At 40.4% G+C, this 22,176-nt stretch carries 19 protein-coding genes; 7 read left to right on the top strand and 12 right to left on the bottom strand.

Annotated features, from left to right (window positions below):
* Positions 1 to 420: 420 nt before the first annotated feature.
* The 3 genes from ACIPUA_RS01655 to panE form a co-directional block, all read right to left on the bottom strand.
* Positions 421 to 564 (bottom strand): Hok/Gef family protein, encoded by a 144-nt coding sequence (locus ACIPUA_RS01655; protein WP_004914564.1) that lies wholly within the window; start codon positions 562 to 564, stop codon positions 421 to 423.
* A gap of 268 nt (positions 565 to 832) precedes the next feature.
* Complete coding sequence (gene yajL, locus ACIPUA_RS01650; RefSeq protein WP_042846926.1) at positions 833 to 1,426, bottom strand: protein deglycase YajL; 594 nt, start codon at positions 1,424 to 1,426, stop codon at positions 833 to 835.
* Positions 1,389 to 2,300, bottom strand: a complete 912-nt coding sequence (panE, locus tag ACIPUA_RS01645; RefSeq protein ID WP_042846925.1) for a 2-dehydropantoate 2-reductase — start codon at positions 2,298 to 2,300, stop codon at positions 1,389 to 1,391. The genes yajL and panE overlap by 38 nt, the downstream gene beginning before the upstream one ends.
* 189 nt (positions 2,301 to 2,489) lie before the next feature.
* On the opposite strand from panE, the gene ACIPUA_RS01640 reads away from it, so the two are divergent.
* The gene (locus ACIPUA_RS01640) at positions 2,490 to 2,981 is read left to right on the top strand and encodes a YajQ family cyclic di-GMP-binding protein (RefSeq protein WP_042846924.1); all 492 of its coding nucleotides are present in this window, start codon (positions 2,490 to 2,492) and stop codon (positions 2,979 to 2,981) included.
* A 61-nt stretch (positions 2,982 to 3,042) separates the two neighbouring features.
* Here ACIPUA_RS01640 and ACIPUA_RS01635 read toward each other — a convergent pair whose 3' ends face one another.
* The 9 genes from ACIPUA_RS01635 to ACIPUA_RS01595 form a co-directional block, all read right to left on the bottom strand.
* Positions 3,043 to 4,407: an MFS transporter gene (locus ACIPUA_RS01635; protein WP_042846923.1), complete on the bottom strand. Its 1,365-nt coding sequence runs from the start codon at positions 4,405 to 4,407 to the stop codon at positions 3,043 to 3,045.
* Between the two features lie 1,082 nt (positions 4,408 to 5,489).
* On the bottom strand, positions 5,490 to 6,377 hold the full coding sequence (cyoE, locus tag ACIPUA_RS01630; RefSeq protein WP_042846922.1) for a heme o synthase: 888 nt from the start codon (positions 6,375 to 6,377) through the stop codon (positions 5,490 to 5,492).
* Positions 6,378 to 6,389: 12 nt separating this feature from the next.
* On the bottom strand, positions 6,390 to 6,722 hold the full coding sequence (locus ACIPUA_RS01625; protein WP_042846921.1) for a cytochrome o ubiquinol oxidase subunit IV: 333 nt from the start codon (positions 6,720 to 6,722) through the stop codon (positions 6,390 to 6,392).
* The gene (locus tag ACIPUA_RS01620) at positions 6,723 to 7,337 is read right to left on the bottom strand and encodes a cytochrome o ubiquinol oxidase subunit III (RefSeq protein WP_042846920.1); all 615 of its coding nucleotides are present in this window, start codon (positions 7,335 to 7,337) and stop codon (positions 6,723 to 6,725) included.
* The gene (gene cyoB, locus ACIPUA_RS01615; RefSeq protein ID WP_042846919.1) at positions 7,327 to 9,318 is read right to left on the bottom strand and encodes a cytochrome o ubiquinol oxidase subunit I; all 1,992 of its coding nucleotides are present in this window, start codon (positions 9,316 to 9,318) and stop codon (positions 7,327 to 7,329) included. The genes ACIPUA_RS01620 and cyoB overlap by 11 nt, the downstream gene beginning before the upstream one ends.
* A 4-nt stretch (positions 9,319 to 9,322) precedes the next feature.
* Positions 9,323 to 10,294 carry a cytochrome o ubiquinol oxidase subunit II gene (cyoA, locus tag ACIPUA_RS01610; RefSeq protein ID WP_042846918.1) on the bottom strand — a complete coding sequence of 324 codons (972 nt, stop codon included), beginning with the start codon at positions 10,292 to 10,294 and terminating at the stop codon, positions 9,323 to 9,325.
* A gap of 428 nt (positions 10,295 to 10,722) precedes the next feature.
* On the bottom strand, positions 10,723 to 11,493 hold the full coding sequence (locus tag ACIPUA_RS01605; RefSeq protein WP_042846916.1) for a nucleoside-specific channel-forming Tsx family protein: 771 nt from the start codon (positions 11,491 to 11,493) through the stop codon (positions 10,723 to 10,725).
* A 272-nt stretch (positions 11,494 to 11,765) separates the two neighbouring features.
* The gene (gene ampG / locus ACIPUA_RS01600; protein WP_042846915.1) at positions 11,766 to 13,268 is read right to left on the bottom strand and encodes a muropeptide MFS transporter AmpG; all 1,503 of its coding nucleotides are present in this window, start codon (positions 13,266 to 13,268) and stop codon (positions 11,766 to 11,768) included.
* A 145-nt stretch (positions 13,269 to 13,413) separates the two neighbouring features.
* Entirely contained in the window at positions 13,414 to 13,995 is a 582-nt protein-coding gene (locus ACIPUA_RS01595) for a YajG family lipoprotein (protein ID WP_042846912.1), read from the bottom strand.
* 265 nt (positions 13,996 to 14,260) lie between these two features.
* Here ACIPUA_RS01595 and bolA point away from each other — a divergent pair, with 265 nt between their 5' ends.
* From bolA to hupB, 6 genes are all read left to right on the top strand, one after another.
* Positions 14,261 to 14,599 carry a transcriptional regulator BolA gene (bolA, locus tag ACIPUA_RS01590; protein ID WP_042846910.1) on the top strand — a complete coding sequence of 113 codons (339 nt, stop codon included), beginning with the start codon at positions 14,261 to 14,263 and terminating at the stop codon, positions 14,597 to 14,599.
* Between the two features lie 350 nt (positions 14,600 to 14,949).
* Positions 14,950 to 16,254, top strand: coding sequence for a trigger factor (gene tig / locus ACIPUA_RS01585; RefSeq protein ID WP_042846908.1), 1,305 nt, complete (start codon positions 14,950 to 14,952; stop codon positions 16,252 to 16,254).
* Positions 16,255 to 16,949: 695 nt separating this feature from the next.
* Complete coding sequence (gene clpP, locus ACIPUA_RS01580) at positions 16,950 to 17,570, top strand: ATP-dependent Clp endopeptidase proteolytic subunit ClpP (protein ID WP_042846907.1); 621 nt, start codon at positions 16,950 to 16,952, stop codon at positions 17,568 to 17,570.
* A 116-nt stretch (positions 17,571 to 17,686) separates the two neighbouring features.
* A complete protein-coding gene (gene clpX / locus ACIPUA_RS01575) occupies positions 17,687 to 18,964 on the top strand; it encodes an ATP-dependent protease ATP-binding subunit ClpX (protein WP_042846906.1) in 1,278 nt (425 codons plus the stop codon).
* Positions 18,965 to 19,169: 205 nt separating this feature from the next.
* Positions 19,170 to 21,608, top strand: a complete 2,439-nt coding sequence (gene lon / locus ACIPUA_RS01570) for an endopeptidase La (protein ID WP_042846905.1) — start codon at positions 19,170 to 19,172, stop codon at positions 21,606 to 21,608.
* A 226-nt stretch (positions 21,609 to 21,834) separates the two neighbouring features.
* Complete coding sequence (gene hupB / locus ACIPUA_RS01565; RefSeq protein ID WP_004914513.1) at positions 21,835 to 22,110, top strand: nucleoid-associated protein HU-beta; 276 nt, start codon at positions 21,835 to 21,837, stop codon at positions 22,108 to 22,110.
* Positions 22,111 to 22,176 lie beyond the last annotated feature (66 nt).

Genomic DNA, 22,176 nt, shown 5'->3' with positions numbered 1-22,176 from the left:
CACAACACCGTAAGACACACGGTAACTAGCCCCAGAAGGGCAATTTTGGCCATTCCTCTTGACTCCTTTTCTAAAAGGAGACAGAATCAAATTGTGAGGGTTTGAGACTGCCTCGGATTAAGATTAACATCTAAATTCGGGGCTTTCGTCTTTTTGGCTTTGGCAAATGCTTGAACCAAAATGATCCAAGCACCCACGGCAATCATAGCAAAGATCCACTCGAAATAAATCTATTTACAGTCAGTTTTTATAATAAAAATATTTAAATTCAATTGGTTATAATGATTTTGATATCATTGGTATTATTATGATTATTGATTGAACTGAAGTAAGAATGGCAAAGAGTGTAGATTCAAAACAGGGTGCTTGTATCACCAACGCACAATTAGAGAGAAATGTGGGGGAAATTCCCCCACAAGACTAGTTATCGCAAGATAACGTCGCTTGAACCAGCGTGCTTCCGCTGCTGATACTGAAAGAGCATAGCCTTTCTTGCATTAACAATGAAAAACACAACACCGTAAGACACACGGTAACTAGCCCCAGAAGGGCAATTTTGGCCATTCCTCTTGACTCCTTTTCTAAAAGGAGACAGAATCAAATTGTGTGATTTGGAAACTGCCTCGGATTAAGATTAACATCTAAATTCGGGGCTTTCGTCTTTTTGGCTTTAGCAAATGCTTGAACCAAAATGATCCAAGCACCCACTATGATAATAGCAAAAAAGGGCTATAAACGAAGTCTTTTTACTGATGATTTTATTTGATAATCATTATTATTCAGTGGGTTAATGTTAGCTGATAACCTATTATGCGATGTTATAAATTTCCATTTAATCTTCTAAATAATCGTTGATCCCATTCGGCAAAACTAGCTGGCTGGCAACATTCCCTGCAATTTCACGACCAACTAAGAGTTCGATTAATTTTAAGGCGAAATCAAAAGATGTTGCGGGACCTTGGCTCGTTAGCAAATTAACTCGCTCATCAAAATAAACTCGGCGGTCAACCCATTTATTGGCTGAAATTTTATCTTTCATGGCAGGATAACCCGTCATATTGCCAAGTGGGAATAGTTGATGGTACTCCAATACAATGGCTGGCGCTGCACAAATAGCTGCGACAATTTTGCCATCAAGATGCATGCGGCGAACCTTTTCGACAACCAGAGGGCTATCACGGAAAGTCTCAGCGCCAGCAAGCCCTCCTGGAAGTACGATTGCGTCAAAAGGTTCATCTGCGACTTTAATTAATGGTGTGTCTGCGACAATTTTCATTCCTCTAGAAGCAGTAACCTGTAAGGAGCTATCCTCAGTTACACTGGCTAAAGTAACATTAATACCGGCTCTGACTAATAAATCTGCGCTAGTCACGGTTTCTATTTCTTCACTACCATGAGCGATGCAAATTAGAACGGAAATCGTCATATTGTTGTTCTCTATTTTTGACTAAATGATAAAGGCGGTCATTTTCAGGAGTACTAAGCCCATGAGCTCGCGCTTGTTTGATTAAAAAACCCGTAATGTAATCAATTTCGGTACGGCGGTTATTGCGCACATCTTGCAGCATAGAAGAATAGTTAGCCGAAGTATTATAAATAATGCTGTATATATACTCAGTTAGCTCTGATTTATCGGTATGTAGCCCTTCTGCTTCCATAACAGCGCAGATTTCATCTATGATTTGTGAAATTTGTTTTGGGTAATCAATTAGCTGCCCATTTTTACAGTCATATTCAACCGTAAGCGGGTTAATCACGCAGTTTGCGATAAGTTTGCGCCAACAGGTTGTTTGAATATGGTTATGCCAAGCGACGTCTGGTAAAGCTTCATGTAAAATATCTGCAATTGGGTAGTAAGCTTGTGCTTGTGAATTAATTGCACCGATATGCGTAATACCATGAGCGACATGGAATACTTGGTTATTTTTTTGCCAAGCAGCGTGTGTTGTGACACCCGCTAAAATTGGGTGGCGTATAGGGGCGAGTTCTTCGATTGTCCCCATTCCATTGTGGAGCAATAAAATTGGCGTATTCTCAGGGATATTACCAAGTAAGGGGAGTAGGGCATCGGAAACTTGCCATGCTTTTAAACACACGATAACAAGCTCACTTGTTTGCAGATGGTTAATATTATTGCAAGGAATAAGTTCTCGGAAAGTACGCCCACTGGGGTCATTAACATCGACAAATAAATCAGACTGAGCAACACGTAACCAACCTTGTGTTTCGTGCCCTTGCAAGGTTAGTGAGGAAAGCCACAATTTACCTATTGCACCACAACCAATTAGGGTTATTTTCATTGTTTCCCCTTTCATATCGGATCTCTAACGTCTTATAAGGTAAGGCGGAAGTGATTTTTTCTTAGTATATACTGTTAATACGTTGAGTTGTAGTAAACGAAATCTAGTGGTCCTTGATAACTTGAAGTAGGGGGAGCAAAGACGGTATTATGCGGGCAACCTAAAAAATAATTAGTCGAGGTTTTAGTTATGCCATCGTTTGATATTGTATCTGAAGTTGAAATGAATGAAGTGCGCAACGCAGTGGAAAATGCACAGCGTGAGCTAACAAGCCGTTGGGATTTCAAAAATGTTGAAGCCAGCTTTGAACTAAATGACAAAAATGAGTCAGTGAAAATCACCAGTGAGTCTGATTTCCAAGTACTTCAGTTAGTCGATATTTTAAGAGAAAAAATGGCAAAACGCGGTATTGATGGTGCGGTATTAAATGTACCAGATGATATTGTACATAGCGGGAAAACCTATAGTGTTGAAGTGACATTCAAACAAGGGATAGATGCTGCTATTGCTAAGAAGATAATAAAATTGATCAAAGACAGCAAGCTAAAAGTACAAGCGCAAATTCAAGGCGACCAAGTTCGTGTGACAGGTAAAGCTCGCGATGACTTACAATCGGTTATGGCGCTCGTGCGTGGTGGTAATTTAGGTCAACCTTTCCAGTTTAATAATTTTCGCGATTAATTATTGTGAAACTTACATGTTAAATAGTTAGCCCATTTATTATGGGCTAACTATTTATTGCTTATTGTGAGTTGATAATCGCTTCGAGTTGTTCCCTGTTAATAATCTTTCTATCAACTTTAACGTAAGCACTTAACTCTTCATCTACAACGAGCGCTTCCATGACTCCATTTTGTGCCTGTAATTTTTGCTCAAGAGCGCGACTATCTTCAATGTGTTTTGGTAATTCGATGCGAATACTGCTGACATAAGGCGGTTGTTGCATTGTTAAGCTAATAACAAACCAGATAACCGTTAAAATTAAGCCACCAATAAAGACAGTGCTTGCCCCTTCAAAATTGTATAACCACCCACCGACAATACCACCGATAGCGACACCTAAAAATTGGCTAGTGGAGTAAACACCCATTGCGGTTCCTTTGTAACCAGCGGGAGCTTCCTTACTAATCAGTGATGGTAAAATGGCTTCCATAATATTAAAGGCAATAAAAAACAGTTGAATACCTAAGAAAATAACCCATAAGTGATTACCTGAAAGCCATAATGTCACTTCAGCAGCAGCGAGCAGTACGATGCAAAATAGAAAGACTTGCTTCATCTTGCGGTATTTTTCAGCATAAATAATGAAAGGCAGTACTGTTACAAAGGCAATTAGCATGGTAACTAGGTAGGCTTTCCAATGATCGGGGGCTAAAAAACCAGCTTTTGTCATAATGAGTGGCAAGGCAACAAAACTCGACATTAACAAGGTATGTAAACATAAAATACCTATATTCAATTTCAGTAATTGTGGCTGAGCAAGAACGGTTTTTAAGTTACCTTGAACAAAGGCTGACTCACGGTTTAAAACATGGGTATTGGTGTCTGGAACAACAAAAATAGTGAGTGCGATAGCGCCGACAGCGAGAAGTGCGATCCCCCAGAATAGGCCATTTAACCCAATCATATGGGTAATAATAGGGCCCAAAACTAATGCGATGGCAAATGTTAAGCCAAAGCTAATGCCTAGAAATGCCATAGCCTTGGTTCGATTTTGTTCGCGGGTTAAGTCAGAAAGTAATGCCATTACAGCCGCAGAAATCGCCCCAGCTCCCTGAAGGGCCCGACCGATAATAATTCCCCAAATAGAATCACTTAATGCAGCAATAATGCTACCGAGAATAAAGATCACTAACCCAATAATAATGAGTGGCTTACGGCCTATTTTGTCTGACATTAAGCCAAAAGGAACTTGGAAAATGGCTTGGCTAAGGCCGTAAATACCGATAGCAACACCAACTAAAAATTCGCTAGCGCCCTGTAAATGCATCCCATAGCTGGTCAAAATGGGTAAAACCATAAACATTCCAAGCATGCGCAAGGAAAAAACAGAACCTAACCCCCAAGTGGATCTAAGCTCTGTGGATGTCATTTTATTATCATTCATTTTTATTCTTCATATTTCGTGCTGTAGCGGTGTTGGCTTCTCTCGGCTCCTTAGGTCACATACTGATGTATGCTCCCTAAGATATCCTCGTTTGCCGCCTTGCTACAACACGAACTATTTTGAATAAAAAAGTGATGTTGTAGCAAAATAATTTAAACCAAACTATCAGTATGTTAGCTGTAGCGGTGTTGGCTTTTCTCGGCTTCTTAGGTCACATACTGATGTATGCTCCCTAAGATATCCTCGTTTGCCGCCTTGCTACAACACGAACTATTTTGAATAAAAAAGTGATGTTGTAGCAAAATAATTTAAACCAAACTATCAGTATGTTAGCTGTAGCGGTGTTGGCTTTTCTCGGCTTCTTAGGTCACATACTGATGTATGCTCCCTAAGATATCCTCGTTTGCCGCCTTGCTACAACACGAACTATTTTGAATAAAAAAGTGATGTTGTAGCAAAATAATTTAAACCAAACTATCAGTATGTTAGCTGTAGCGGTGTTGGCTTTTCTCGGCTTCTTAGGTCACATACTGATGTATGCTCCCTAAGATATCCTCGTTTGCCGCCTTGCTACAACACGAACTATTTTGAATAAAAAAGTGATGTTGTAGCAAAATAATTTAAACCAAACTATCAGTATGTTAGCTGTAGCGGTGTTGGCTTCTCTCGGCTCCTTAGGTCACATACTGATGTATGCTCCCTAAGATATCCTCGTTTGCCGCCTTGCAATAATATTCTTCATATTTCGAGTTGTAGCGGTGCTGGCATCTCTTAGCTACCTAGGTCACATATTGATGTACGTTCTCAAGGATATCTTCGTGTGTCGCTTTTCTATAATTCAATCTATTTTGAATCTTTATAAGTAGAACTGATATTTTTAATGTATAAAATCAATGGATTATAGCTTTTAATAGTGCGTTTTATATCTAGCTTATAATAGCAAGGGGCTATTTAACCATAAAATTGCGTCATAAGGGTAGGCAGAATAAGTAAAAATGGGTCATTAACGCAAGGAATGGTAAATGAAAACGGCGGGGGAAACCCCGCCGTTTAGGCATAGTTATCATCAGTAACTAGAAAAGTTATCTGACGAGAGCTATAACAGTATCGCTTGAAACAATAGGATCAACAGACATCATCACGCTCAATGAGGTTATAGCTACGATTGAGAAGATGAATAATTTTCTAGCCCAAACACGGTCGTCATTTTCGGTTTTAAAACCGGAAATAGCCATACCGAGCCACCACAGGCTAACTGCTGCACCTACGATTAAATACTTATAGCCCGCATATCCACTGATAGCTAACATTAGTGTTGCGACCATGAATGCTAGGATATATAGGAAAATATGTGTCTTAGCGACAGATATCCCCTTGATAACCGGTAACACAGGAATGTTTGCGGCTTTATAATCCTTGAAGCGGAAAATAGCAATGGCATAAGAGTGAGGCATCTGCCACAAGCTGAAAATTAATAGCAGGATCAATGCACCTGTATCAAATTCATTTGTGACAGCGCAGTAGCCGATAACTGGTGGTGCTGCACCAGATAGACTACCAATCAACGTGCCATAAACTGATTTACGTTTCATATAGAGGCTATAAACGCCTACATAAACAATGAAACCGATAACTGCAAGTAGCATTGCCAAAGCATTGGCTGCTACAAGTAGTAGCAGCATACCCGCAATACCTAATACAGTTGCGTAAATCAGGCTAACTTTCGGGTCAATCAGCCCTTTAACTAACGGGCGATTCTTTGTTCTTTCCATGATACGGTCGATATCACGGTCGATGTAGTTGTTAAAAACACAACCAGAAGCCACGACCAGTGATACACCCAGCAAAGTCGCAACGAACAGCGGGTAATCTATCGAGCCTTTAGAGGCTAATAAAAAACCGCCGATCACAGAAATCAAGTTTCCGAATATAATTCCTGGTTTGGTCACTTGCAGGTATTGCTTAAACATATCGGCAACTCTTTAGTCGAGCATCATATTGATGTTCAGGTTGTACATAATCCACAGCGAGCCGACAACAACAATGCCGACAATTAGCATGGTGAACAGAAATGCAACCAGGTTCCAACGCTCATCTGATGAGGTATTCATATGTAAGAAACATACTAAGTGAACCAGTATTTGCACAACTGCCATGCCAACAACAGTCCAGAGGATTGTTGATGTTGACGCCGTGCCTTCCATCACCATCCAGAACGGAATGACGGTCAGGATAACTGATAGAATAAAGCCAATCAGGTATGTTTTAACGCTACCGTGGCTTGCTCCAGTGTGAGCATCTTTTGCATGACTCATTTAAATAGCCCCCAGAAGATAAACAACGGTAAATACACAAATCCAAACCACGTCTAAGAAGTGCCAGAACAGGCTTAGACAATTCAAACGTGTTTTGTTTACATCAGTCAGTCCACGACGAGTAACTTGGATCATCATGATAATAATCCAAATGAGACCCGCAGTTACGTGTAAACCATGCGTTGCAACTAGTGCAAAGAAGCCAGATAAGAAACCGCTACGGTCAGGACCAAAACCTTCAGCAATCAGCTCATGGAATTCATAAACTTCCATGATAACGAAGCCAAGACCTAACAAAAACGTTGCAAACAGCCATAAGTTAACGGCAGCAATCTTACCTTTATGCATCGCAATCATTGCGAAGCCGTAAGTGATACTACTTACCAAGAGTAAGAAAGTTTCGCCTAATACGAACTTCAGACTGAAGATATCTTTACCAGCTGGACCGCCAGCAGTTCCATCGGCCAAAACAACATAGGTAGCAAACAAACAAGCAAACAGAATCAAGTCGCTCATGATATAGAGCCAGAAACCGAATACTTTTGTTCCACCTGCATCGTGGTGCCCATGCTCAGCATGGGCGATATTTTGGTTAGTCATTGTATTAGTTGACATCGTTCACACCTGCCTTACGTAATTCTTCAAAGTGCTTATTCTCGATTTCTTCGATTTCAGCCACAGGTACGTAGTAATCAACATCTTCGTCGAAGCTTTTTGCAATCCAAGTTACGATCATTCCACCGAAACCAATGATTGCCATCCACCAGATGTGCCAAATCATTGCGAAACCTAAAATCAAGCTAAATGCGGCGATAATAACGCCTGCGCCTGTATTTTTCGGCATATGAATTTCTTCATATGAAGTTGGTTTCTTATGAGCAAGACCTTTTTCTTTTAGATCCCACCAAGCATCACGAGTTTGAACATGTGGCTCAATCGCGAAGTTATAGAATGGTGGTGGAGAAGAGGTTGCCCACTCAAGAGTACGTCCACCCCATGGGTCACCAGTTAGATCACGGTTTTCATGGCGGTCACGGATACTCACAATGATTTGGATAACTTGACATGCAATACCGAGTGCGATTAAAGCAGCACCGCCTGCGGCAACGACTAACATTGTATGATAAGTCGGGTCAATATTCTGGCTTAAGCGACGGGTCATACCCATAAAGCCCAGAATGTATAACGGCATAAAGGCTAAGAAGAAACCGATGATCCAGAACCAGAAGGCACGAACACCCCATTTCTCATTCAGCGTGAAGCCGTAAGCTTTCGGGAACCAGTAAGTCATACCTGCGAAGCACCCGAATACTACACCACCAATGATAACGTTATGGAAGTGGGCAATCAGGAATAAGCTGTTGTGCAGAACGAAGTTTGCACCAGGTACGGCTAACAGAACGCCGGTCATACCACCTACAGAGAAGGTGATGATGAAACCGATAGTCCACAGCATTGGAGATTTATATTCGATACGGCCTTGGTACATAGTAAACAGCCAGTTGAAGATCTTAACCCCTGTTGGGATTGCGATAATCATCGTGGCGATACCGAAGAAGGCGTTAACGTTCGCGCCTGAACCCATCGTAAAGAAGTGGTGCAACCAAACGATAAAGGACATAACGGTGATAACGATTGTTGCCCAAACTAATGAGGTATAACCGAATAAACGTTTTTTCGAGAAAGTTGCTGCAACTTCAGAGAATACACCGAACACAGGCAGAACTAGGATATACACCTCAGGGTGACCCCATGCCCAAATCAGGTTGATGTACATCATCATGTTGCCGCCCATATCGTTGGTGAAGAAATGGGTACCTAAATAACGGTCTAACGTCAGAAGAGTCAGCGTCACAGTTAAGATAGGGAATGCAGCAACAATCAATACGTTAGTACATAACGCAGCCCAGCTGAATACAGGCATTTTCATCATCGACATACCCGGCGTACGCATACGGATAATAGTTGCGATGAAGTTAACCCCTGTTAATAGTGTACCAATACCGGATATCTGGAGACTCCAGAGCCAATAATCGACCCCGACCCCCGGATTGTACTCCAAGCCAGATAGTGGCGGATAAGCTAACCAACCTGTTTGTGCGAATTCACCTACCCCTAAAGAGATGTTGATAAGAACAACACCGACTACAAAGAACCAGAAGCTCAATGAGTTAAGGAATGGGAAGGCAACGTCGCGTGCACCAATTTGCAGAGGTACAACGAGGTTCATCAGACCGACAACAAATGGAGTTGCCATGAAGAAAATCATGATAACGCCGTGTGCGGTAAAGATTTGGTCATAGTGATGAGGGTTTAAGAAGCCCTCTTGGCCAGCAGAAGCAAGTACTTGCTGACCCCGCATCATAATCGCATCCGCAAAGCCACGGAACAACATGACCATAGCGACAATGATGTACATGACACCAATTTTTTTATGGTCAACAGAAGTCAACCATTCTTTCCACAACCATTTCCACTTACCAAAGTATGTAATCGCACCGACCAGTGCGAGTCCACCAAGGACAATACCAATCAGTGTGACAACGATAATTGGCTCATGGAGCGGAACTGCATCTAGTGTTAATTTTCCGAACATGCCCTTATTCCTCAGCGCCTGCTGCATGAGCACTGTGGCTCATTTGCATTGAATTGCCTGTAGTTTCTTTATGATCAGTCATTGAATGACCTTCATTTTCTACAGGAGCGTGACCTTTATGGTGCTCATGACCAAACTTCAGAACGATATCTTCATAAAGTTTAGGTTTCACGCTTGAGAAGTAGGTAACAGGAACGTTCATGCTTGGCTTAGCGACTTCGTCGAACGCCTGCATGGTATCCATTGTTTTAGGAGAAGCTTTTACCTTTTGTACCCACTCATCAAAACCTTGGCGGTCAGGAGTTGCAATAGCATTAAACTTCATATCAGAGAAGCCATGGCCACTATAGCTTGCAGAGAAGCCTTTATAAGTACCTGGTTCATTAGCGATTAAGTGAAGCTTAGTTTGCATACCCGCCATCGCGTAGATTTGGCCACCTAATGATGGAATGAAGAAAGAGTTCATCACCGAATCTGACGTGATTTTGAAGTTGACTGGCACACCCGTAGGGAATGCAATTTCGTTAACTGTAGCAATACCTTGCTCTGGATAAATAAATATCCATTTCCAGTCAGCCGAAATAACTTCGATTGTGACAGGTTCCTGATCACTAACTAATGGCTGATATGGGTCCAGCTCATGTGTTGTTTTCCAAGTAATAGTACCTAGAATAATGATAATGATGATAGGAACAGTCCAGCAGACTAACTCTATTTTATTTGAGTGAGCCCAGTTTGGACGGTACGTAGCTGACTTGTTGGATTCACGATATTTCATAGCGAAGATGATCGTCATGAAAATAACAGGAATAACAACAAGAAGCATTAAGCCAATTGCAATAAGAATTAGCTCTTTTTGTTTAACGCCAACGGCGCCTTTTGGATCCATCAACACCATATCGCACCCACCTAATAATAAGGCAGCTACAACGAGTGAGATTGCTCCGATACTTTTTTTGTAGTTCATAAGTCTCATCCACGACCCCAAATGACAAAGATTCTAATTGTCGTTTCATCAGTGCGGGCATTTTACGGTAAGGTTATGCGAGTGTAAATGATTGTAAGGCAAAGAAACGGAATTGTTAGCTCTTTATGTTAATATGATCACATGTAAAGAACTTATAAAGAAAAAGTTAAAATTGATACGTATTATAAGTATATATTGATAAAAGCCCGCTAATACTAAATTATCTTAGTAATTATTCAAAGAAAAATATATACAAAAGAAGCATAAAATCAAGCGAACTGATATGAATGATAAGTAAAATGCTAAGGGAAGTTACGGTTTTTATTGCTGATAAAACCATTTTTATGGTTTTATCAGCAAAACAGTAAAGAAAAATTATTACTTTACTGATAAAAAAAGAAAAATAATTAAATGCTAATGCAATTTTCTGGAGCGCGTTAGAATGTATACTTTAATGTATAAATGATTGCATCTTGGTAAAAAGTATCCCCTAACTTATTGTCAGCATAGCGATATTGCACACCCGCAGATAAGTGCTTGGTTGCATTCCACCAAAAAGCGACCGCCCCATTTATGCCATCGCGTTTGCCACCGTTATAGCGTTTATTTCTTGCAAATTCCATTTCGTGCCAGTTGGTGATCATAAAGTTTTCTTCTAACACGTTGAAATTATAACCGGCAACCCAACCTGCGACATAGCCATTATTTCCGGAATAGAATGTTTGGTCTGTATAATTCAATGCGATAAACGGTTTAAACCACAAGTCACCAAATGCGGTGTTATAACCGATACCATATAGCGTATTGACGTCATGGAAGTTGCCACCATATTTAGCTCCCGGCAATGACCAAGTTCCATAAACATGACCATACAAATTAAAACCCGTATCACCTAAATAGTAACGACCAGTTGTTTTAATGGTATAGCGGCGATTACGTCCGGAATCGGTGTGCTGAGAGTGGAACGGGTTTTCTAGATCAAAAAAACCATATAATTCACCCCAATTAAAATTAGCTCCTCCCTCTAATTCAATATAAGCAAAGTCTTTTTTACGCGTAGTCGTTTCTGTTTTTGTTTCAGTACGATGTGACCAATCTAAATAGTTTACATTGATATCAGCAAAGCCATTTTGATAGCCAATAAAATCGTCAGAATATGCCGTTCCGGCTATAGATGCTAAGGTTGCTATGCAAATGATTTTTTTCATAATAGATTATTTTCGTTTAATGATTAATAAGGTTGGGTTGTACGCTATCTGTTAACGCATTAGACAGTCCGCCTTTAACTTGTGATATATTAGTCTTTAAAATTGCAATTAAGAAATATATTTCAGTGTTATGGTGATCGTAATCACGATATTGAATTGGATTTAGTTAAATTTGCTATTTGGGTCTAATTTAATCAACAGATCAGATTCCCTAAACTAATAAGTTCTATTTAGGGAATTGATTTAATGGATGAGGGGGATTTAATGAAGGACTAGGATTGAGACGTTTTACGGACAGCTAGAAAATCTAAGCTACCACCTATAATTAAACTGATAGCGCCAATACTAATACCTGTATTAAATATTAGATTTTGATAACTAGGGAGAGCCAACCAAAACTCAATTTGTGTTGTAAATAAATACAGTTTCATGCCACTAAATGAGAACACAAGTAGCGAAAGCAGCCAAATAGATAGAAAACTGACCGCAGTAATTAGAGCATATACGGCAAAGCGATAACCTTTGGCATATAACTCACGGCGCTGAAATAAGCCTGTAGTCTGTGTGTAAACCAAAGAGGTTCGGCAAGCTAATAATAGTAAAACCCCAGGAACAGCCACACCAATTGAAATTAGGTAGAAAAGCGGCCAGCCATAATTACTGACAAAAATACTAGCAATTGGCCCAATATATACACGCCCTACAGCAGAAAGCGCTGAAAGCAGTGCAAATTGCGTTGCTGACAATGATTTATTACACAATGTCATTAACAGGGCAACAAATGCAGCTGTTCCCATACCAGAGAAAATATTTTCAAGAAAAATAATTGAACCCATGGTGAGAATGTGTGGAGGTGTGATTGCTAAAAACCAATACCCTATATTTGACCCGCCTTGCAGTAACCCAAAAAGAAACAGAGCCTTAAATAAGCTCATGTTTTTCATTAGGTACCCACCTAAAAGCGCCCCAATAATGGTTGCTGCCATCCCAACCGTTTTATTGACAGTGCCAACCTCACTTAAGCTAAAGCCTAATGCATTCAATAAAAAGTTAGTATTCAACGCCATTACAAAGGCATCGCCGAGTTTATAAAACACTAACAGTAATAAAATCAGCCAAGCATTGTTGCGGCTAAAGAATTCAGCTAAGGGTTCGTAGATGGCTTTTTTTAGGGATGTGGGAGGAGCAGTATCTTCTTCAGGTTCTTTGGCTAGCAGTGTTGCGATAACACCAATAACCATTAACCCTGCCATCAGTAGGTAGAGTTGTTTCCAGGTTAAAAACTTATCGGCTAACCAAAGTGCAAGCCCACCAGAAACGAGCATGCTGATCCGATAGCCCATCACAGAGGTCGCAGCGCCAATTCCACGTTCTTCTGCACTGAGTAAATCGGTTTTATATGCGTCAAAAACAATATCTTGGGAGGCAGAGCAAAATGCAACAGTGACAGCTAACGCAGCAAGATACCATAAGTGTTCAGAAGGATTCATGAAACCCATCGCGGCAATACTGATAATTAACAAAATCTGAGTTGTTAATAACCACCCACGGCGTCGGCCGAGGAATGGCGGGGTATAGCGATCCATCATAGGGGACCACAGAAACTTCAATACATAAGCTTGACCGACTAATGAAAAGAAACCAATGGTTCTGATATCAACATTTTCAACAGTTAACCAAGCCTGTAAAGTACCCGCAGTAAGTGCTAAAGGCAGCCCTGAGACAAAGCCTAAAAGAATTAAAGTAATATTATTGGGTAGTGTAAAACGAGGCATAATCCCCTCTAGGCCTAATGTTATATTGCTGCAATACATTGACTGGGGAGACATTGCACTGCGGAGCTAGTCGCCGCGCTAGGCTACCCAAGTCATGGTGATTAAAACTTGGATAGCTTAATACGTTATAGTGTAGATTGCCCGATTAATAGCGTGAATTCTGTCTGATAAAATCGGTGATTTCTTGGTCTGTAGCCATATCTGCAATTAAATCAGCTAATGCACTATTGATAGCAGTTTCTATTTTGGCATTACTCGCAGCCAACAATTCTTGCGTATTAAAGTTGCGCGTGAATGAACGCGTTTTGGTCGAACCATTCGGTGCTGTAGCTATAATACTAACGCTAGAGTTGACGGTAATATTGTGGCGTAAACTGCCTTCAGCAACTTTAGTCTCTAATTTATTCAATTGAACCACTAAATTCACATTTGCAGGCGATGTCACCATGAAGCCGCGCGCTGCCATTTGTTTTTCTACTGCTTCTTGCATGAGGTAACGCGGGTCACGCGATGGGTTAAGCACGACTAAGCTACCATTACGATTCACTTCTGCTAAGGACTTATTAGTGCGGTTATCAACACTACTGACACTAATCGATGTTGCATTTAATGTCGGGTTTTTAGCAGGTAAAGCAATTTTCGGTTCAAGTGATAGCGTGTTGCTGCTAGTTGCACATCCAGCGAGCAGGAACAACGCAACAAGTGGAAAACACAGTTTTTTTAACATAATTTTTCCCAGTTCATCTTTCCTAATTGAAAATGTTTCGTTATGGTGCGGGTAGCCGTTATACAATATAGAATGTTGTGGTTTATTTTCCCTGAACGGTTAGACAACATTTTTAAAAAAAATTCGCACTAACGTATCGCTATCATAACATTGCCAAATCATAATCGGGTATTTCTATAATAAGAAGACAACATTAATTAAGATGTGCAATATAGTTTACTGAACTTACCAATACTAGAGAGAATCACAATTTAAGGAGTATTTTATGGTCGCTAATGCATTGCAAAGTATGCAAGATCGAGTGAGCCAAAAATTACAAACTGCTTTTGAACCTTCACATTTAGATGTGATCAACGAAAGTCATCAACACAATGTATTACCGGGTTCAGAAAGCCATTTTAAGGTAGTTTTAGTCAGCGATAAATTTGAGAATAAACGAATGCTTGCTCGTCATCGTGAAATTTATGCTATTTTAGCCGATGAATTAGCGGGGGGCATCCATGCTCTTGCTTTGCACACTTATACACAAAAAGAATGGGATGAGCTTGCCAATACGGCATTAAAATCGCCAGCCTGTCGTGGTGTTGGTGGAGTAAACCGGTAATTTTTAGTTTCAGTTAATAGACTGAAACTATTCTTTTGATAATTTATCATTCCTATGATGGGTTTGATGAGTATTTTTTCTTCAAATTTTGAAGGGAAATAAAAAATTTAGTCAGAAAAGTCACAAATAAAGAGGAAAAATCGCTTCTTTTCTCAGCTTTTCTCGACTCAGGGCGCATGCATCGGTATAATGCTGCGTCTAATTTTCAGTAAGGTTTCGGGACGCTTCTGATATCAGGGATGACCGTTATGAAAGTAACGCCCCCGGTTCTGGAAGGGAGACAGCCAATATGATTTAATGGCATAACTCTGGAGTAGACCGATCACTAAGATTTATTTTGAGGTAAGAAGATGCAAGTTTCTGTTGAAACGACTCAAGGCCTTGGGCGTCGTGTAACAATCACCGTTCCTGCCACTGATATTGAAAAAGCAGTAAATAGCGAGCTAGTCAGCGTTGCTAAAAAAGTGCGTATTGATGGTTTCCGTAAAGGGAAAGTACCAATGAACATTGTTAAACAACGTTACGGTGCGTCAGTTATGCAAGACGTTCTGGGCGATGTTATGCAACGCAACTTCATTAACGCTATTATTGAGCAAAAAATCAACCCAGCGGGTGCGCCTAGTTACAAACCAGAGCAACTCGAAGACGGTAAAGATTTTGTCTATTCAGTTGAATTCGAAGTTTACCCAGAAATCGAATTAACAGGTTTAGAAACGATTGAAGTTGAAAAACCGGCTGTATCTGTAAAAGATGAAGATCTGGAAAGCATGTTAGAAACTCTGCGTAAGCAACAAGCGGAGTGGAAAGAAGTTGAAGCAGCAGCAGAAGCTGATTCTCGTATCACTATCAACTTCACTGGTTCTATCGATGGTGAAGAGTTTGAAGGTGGTAAAGCAGAAGACTTCGCATTAGTTATGGGTGAAGGTCGCATGATCCCAGGCTTTGAAGAAGGCGTTGTTGGCCACAAAGCTGGCGAAGAGTTTGAGATTGAAGTTAACTTCCCTGAAGATTACCACGCTGAAAACCTGAAAGGTAAAGCAGCAAAATTTGCTATCGTTCTGAAGAAAGTAGAACAGCGCGAATTACCTGAATTCACTGAAGAATTCATTAAGCGTTTCGGTATCGCTGATGGTTCTTTAGATGGTCTGCGTGCAGAAGTTCGTAAAAACATGGAACGTGAACTGAAAAATGCAGTTCGTAACCGTGTGAAGGCTCAAGTATTAGAAGGTCTGATCAAAGCTAATGACATCGAAGTTCCAGCAGCGGTTGTTGATGGTGAAATCGATGTTCTGCGTCGCCAAGCTGCACAGCGTTTTGGTGGTGATGAAAAACAAGCGATGGAATTACCACGTGAACTGTTCGAAGAACAAGCTAAACGTCGCGTTGTTATCGGCCTGCTGTTAGGCGAAGTGATCAACAAAAATGAGCTGAAAGCTGACGAAGATCGCGTTAAAGCGCTAATCGAAGAGATGGCATCTGCATACGAAGATCCAGCTGAAGTTATCGAATACTATAGCAAAAACGAAGAGTTAATGAACAGCGTTCGTAACTTAGCTTTAGAAGAACAAGCCGTTGAAACTGTACTGGCGGTTGCTAAAGTGACAGAAAAAGAAACTAACTTTACTGAGCTGATGAACCAAGTTCAAGCTGGTTAATTTTTTTCTTGCTGTAGAAAATAAAAAACCCGTAGTGTGTTACTGCGGGTTTTTTGTCAATTAAAGCCGTTAAATTAACACTTTTGTGAATTTAGCTAGGTTAGCCTTGAAAATCACATTTAAACCCTAATTATATTATCTATACTTCAAGTAGCATGAATGTGCTCACTATACTTCAAGCTGTAATGTGGTTGATTATGTTTATACATACTAGTTACATACAAATGTGCACTCTAAGAGGCTGATTGGCTTGTGGTCTAGCTACCACGTGAATGATTTAGAGTATAGTTTTTGATTTGCGAAAAGCTTTAATTGAGATTTGATTTATTTTAAATAGCTTAACATTGAAGAAAGTGCTGATATCAGCCTAACGGGTTATTTCGCAAATTTTGAAAATCAGGTAAGGTTTTCTAATGGGATAATCCGTGTAACCTAATTAACTTGTGTTAAACTATTTTCAACAGCGTCTTGTTTACTGCAGCATATTTAGCTGCATTTTCTTCTTAATTTTTATCTGTGACGCGGTTAAATTTTAGCTAAACTAAAAATAAGAAGATCGCAACAGGTTGCAGGCACGGTCTTTTTTTAAGGCAGATGTTTTAAAGACAGTTGTTTGTGGCACGATCTCTGCTCTATATAGCGGACAGAAAGCAAATTAGGCGCAAGCACCAGAACGTTTTTAATAGGAGATTTCGATGTCACATTTTGGCAGTCAGGAACAATTAGCATCCCAAATGGCACTTGTGCCAATGGTCGTAGAGCAAACCTCCCGTGGTGAGCGCTCATATGATATTTACTCACGTCTATTAAAAGAACGGATTATCTTCCTGACAGGTCAAGTGGAAGACCATATGGCGAACTTAATCGTCGCTCAAATGTTATTTCTTGAAGCAGAAAACCCTGAAAAAGATATTCATCTGTATATTAATTCACCTGGTGGTGTGATTACAGCAGGAATGTCAATTTATGACACAATGCAATTTATCAAGCCTGATGTGAGTACTATTTGTATGGGGCAAGCATGTTCCATGGGGGCTTTCTTATTGACAGCAGGTACGAAAGGTAAACGTTTTTGTTTACCTAACTCACGAGTCATGATCCACCAACCATTGGGTGGCTACCAAGGCCAAGCGACAGATATTGAAATTCATGCTCAAGAAATCCTCAAAGTGAAAGCACGTATGAATGAGCTAATGGCTCAACATACTGGGAAATCTATTGAAGAAATTAACCGTGACACGGAGCGTGACCGTTTCTTATCGGCTAATGAAGCAAAAGAATATGGTTTAGTCGACCAAATTTATAGTAGCCGTTAATGGGTCAACTTTTGGTATAATTAGTTTATACCATAAACTATTTTAAGAAATTGCGGCTTTGTTTTTAGCTTTAATTAAGAAAAACAAAGCGGTATAGATAAAAGTGAGGTCAACTGATGACAGAGAAACGCAAAGAGGGGACAGGCAAACTGCTTTACTGTTCTTTCTGCGGAAAAAGTCAGCATGAAGTTCGTAAGCTGATTGCCGGTCCGTCAGTCTATATTTGTGATGAATGTGTAGATTTATGTCTCGACATCATCCGTGAAGAGATCAAGGAACTTGCACCGCATCGCGAGCGTAGTGAATTGCCGACTCCACATGAAATTAGGCAACATCTTGATGACTATGTTATTGGCCAAGAAAAGGCAAAAAAAGTCTTAGCTGTTGCGGTATATAATCACTACAAGCGCCTACGTAATGGCGATAAAACCAGTGATGGTGTTGAACTAGGTAAAAGTAACATTTTGCTTATAGGGCCAACAGGTAGCGGTAAAACTCTCTTAGCTGAGACATTAGCTCGTTACTTGGATGTACCGTTTACAATGGCTGATGCAACAACATTAACTGAAGCTGGTTATGTTGGTGAAGACGTTGAAAACATCATTCAAAAGCTTTTGCAAAAATGTGACTATGATGTTGAAAAAGCACAGCGTGGAATTGTATATATAGATGAAATTGATAAAATTTCACGTAAATCAGATAATCCATCAATTACTCGTGATGTTTCCGGTGAAGGTGTGCAGCAAGCGTTACTGAAACTTATTGAAGGGACGGTTGCGGCGGTACCACCACAAGGTGGTCGTAAGCACCCTCAACAAGAGTTTTTGCAAGTTGATACATCAAAAATCCTGTTTATCTGTGGTGGTGCATTTGCCGGTTTAGACAAAGTCATTGGGCAACGTTTAAACACGCGTTCTGGTATTGGCTTTGCTGCGGAAGTTAAAGGTGAATCAGAGAAAGCAACGGAAGGTGAATTGCTGACTCAAGCAGAGCCAGAAGACTTAATTAAGTTTGGCTTAATTCCTGAATTTATTGGCCGTCTGCCAGTTGTTGCAACGCTGACAGAACTAAGCGAAGAAGCATTAATTCAGATTCTGCAAGAACCAAAAAATGCCTTAACCAAGCAATACCAAGCGTTATTTAGCCTTGAAGGGACTGAACTCGAGTTTCGTGAAGAAGCATTAAAGGCAATTGCGAAAAAAGCAATGGCACGTAAAACGGGTGCACGTGGTTTACGTTCTATTGTTGAAGCGGCATTGCTGAATACTATGTATGACCTTCCTTCAATGAGTGATGTTGAGAAAGTTGTTGTCGATGAAAATGTAATTAACGAACAGTCTGAACCTTTGTTGATTTACAGTAAACCTGAGGCTCAAGCTTCTGGCGATAACTAATCCTTAATAAACGTTCAATAATTAATCAAACAAAATGAGGGGTTTCCCTCATTTTGTTTTTTATGTTCAACTAGCTATTGAATGCTAAAATCTTGTCCCCATATAGTTTATATTCTGAGGTGTGGTTTCCTTGTTTTAGAAAGTAATTTTAGAATAAGAAACAGAAACCCTTAAACTAGCGTGAGCTAAACGAAGAGAGAGCTTTATGAATCCTGAGCGTTCCGAACGCATTGAAATACCAGTATTGCCTCTGCGTGATGTAGTGGTATACCCACATATGGTGATCCCACTGTTTGTTGGACGTGAAAAATCCATTCACAGTCTGGAAGCAGCGATGGATCATGACAAGCAAGTGATGCTGGTTGCGCAAAAAGAAGCCTCGACTGATGAGCCAGGGGTGAATGATTTATTTGCTGTAGGTACTGTTGCATCCGTTATTCAGATGCTGAAACTACCTGATGGCACCGTTAAAGTCCTCGTTGAAGGGCTAAAACGCGCACGTATTACGAGCTTGACTGATAATGGCGAATATTTCTTAGCACAAGCGGAATATTTAGCCCCAGAACAAGATACACAAGCTGAAAACGTAGTTTATGACGAAACAACCGCGGGCTCTCAGTCATCAAGTGTACTTGATGAAAAAGAAAACGAAGTTTTATATCGTACTATTGTTAGTCAGTTTGAAAGCTACATAAAACTAAATAAGAAAATACCACCTGAAGTACTAACGGCATTGCATGCGATAGAGCAAGATCAGCTAGATAAACTAGCGGATACCATTGCGTCTCACATGCCATTGAAATTAGCTGATAAGCAGCGTGTTTTGGAAATGGCAAATATTGCTGAACGCGTTGAATTCTTGATGGCAATGATGGAATCAGAAACTGAATTGCTGCAAGTAGAAAAACGTATCCGCAATCGCGTTAAAAAACAGATGGAAAAAAGCCAGCGTGAGTACTATCTGAATGAGCAAATGAAAGCTATTCAGAAAGAGCTTGGTGAAATGGACGATGCGCCAGACGAGTATGAATCGCTAAAACGTAAGATTGAAGAAGCGAAAATGCCAAAAGAGGCACAAGAAAAAGCCGAAGCTGAGTTGCAGAAGCTGAAAATGATGTCTCCGATGTCTGCAGAAGCTACAGTTGTTCGTAGCTATATTGATTGGATGGTACAAGTACCATGGAATAAGCGTAGTAAAGTTAAAAAAGATTTAGTTAAAGCGCAAGAAGTGCTAGATACCGATCACTACGGCTTAGAGCGCGTGAAAGATCGGATTTTAGAATATCTGGCAGTACAGAGCCGTGTTAGCAAAATTAAAGGGCCAATTCTTTGCTTAGTTGGGCCTCCGGGCGTTGGTAAAACGTCATTGGGCCAATCCATTGCGAAGGCAACAGGCCGTCAGTACACTCGTATGGCTTTAGGTGGGGTACGTGATGAAGCAGAAATTCGTGGTCACCGCCGTACTTATATTGGTTCTATGCCGGGCAAACTTATCCAAAAAATGGCTAAAGTTGGGGTGAAAAACCCGCTATTCCTATTGGATGAAATTGACAAGATGTCATCTGACATGCGTGGCGACCCTGCTTCTGCATTGTTAGAGGTCCTTGATCCAGAACAAAATATTGCATTTAATGATCACTATTTAGAAGTCGATTATGATCTGTCCGATGTTATGTTTGTTGCGACGTCTAACTCGATGAATATTCCGGCGCCATTATTAGACCGTATGGAAGTTATTCGTCTTTCTGGTTATACAGAAGATGAAAAACTGAACATAGCGAAAAAACATCTATTGTCTAAGCAAATAGAACGTAATGCTTTGAAAAAGGGTGAGCTTACTATTGATGATAGCGCCCTAATGAGCATCATTCGTTACTATACTCGCGAAGCTGGTGTACGTGGTTTAGAGCGTGAAATTTCAAAACTGTGCCGTAAGGCAGTTAAAGCTTTATTAATGGATAAAAAGCTTAAGCATATTGAAATTAATGCAGACAACCTGAAAGACTATCTGGGCGTTCGTCGCTTTGATTATGGCCAAGCAGATACTGAAAACCGTGTAGGGCAAGTTACTGGTCTTGCTTGGACTGAGGTTGGTGGTGACTTACTTACCATTGAGACCGCCTGTGTTCCAGGTAAAGGTAAGTTAACTTATACCGGTTCTTTAGGTGAAGTGATGCAAGAATCTATCCAAACGGCATTAACCGTAGTTAGAGCTCGTGCAGAAAAATTGGGTATTAATAGCGATTTTTATGAAAAACGCGATATTCATGTCCATGTTCCTGAAGGCGCGACACCGAAAGATGGTCCAAGTGCGGGGATTGCCATGTCAACGGCATTGGTATCTTGCTTAACGGGTAATCCTGTTAGAGCAGACGTGGCTATGACAGGGGAAATTACATTAAGAGGGTTAGTTTTCCCAATCGGTGGCTTAAAAGAGAAACTATTGGCGGCACACCGTGGAGGGATTAAAACCGTATTAATCCCTAAAGAAAACGAACGTGATTTAGAAGAAATTCCTCAAAATGTGATCGCTGATCTGGAAATTCATCCAGTAAAAACTATTGAAGAAGTGCTTTCTTTGGCTTTAGTTAACCCTCCATTTGGGGCTGAAGTTGTAAAAAATAAAGCTAAAAGAGTGAGCTGAATCAAGAAGTTTGTATAAAATTAAGGCTGATAGCTAATTTAGGGCTTGTCAGCCTTTTTTTTCATAGCTACTTTAGCGATGATTCTGATAATTGTTTGTATGTAATCTGTTCTCTTGCCATTGGTAATCAGGATTGATATAACGACTGCATCATTAATTAACTATACTAATAACCGTTAGAGTTAATTAAGAGATTTATAGTCCAACTAATATGGGGATGATAAGAGTGAATAAAGCTCAACTGATTGATCAAATCGCTTCTGATGCGAATATTTCTAAAGCTGCAGCAGGTCGTGTTGTTGACGCGTTCGTCGCTACTGTAACGGGCTCTCTTAGTAAAGGGGACGATGTTGCTCTAGTTGGCTTTGGTACTTTTTCTGTTCGTGAGCGTGCAGCACGTACAGGCCGTAACCCTCAAACGGGTAAAGAAATTAAAATCGCTGCGGCGAAAGTTCCAGCTTTCCGTCCAGGCAAGGGTCTTAAAGACGCTGTTAATAGCTAATTAGGTATTTAAGTTTGTCTTTCTTGCATTTTTGCGAAAACTCAAACTGACGGAATGTCTTTAATC

The sequence above is a fragment of the Providencia sp. AGC89 genome (assembly GCF_053543535.1).
This window is presented reverse-complemented; position numbering and strand designations above follow the sequence as displayed.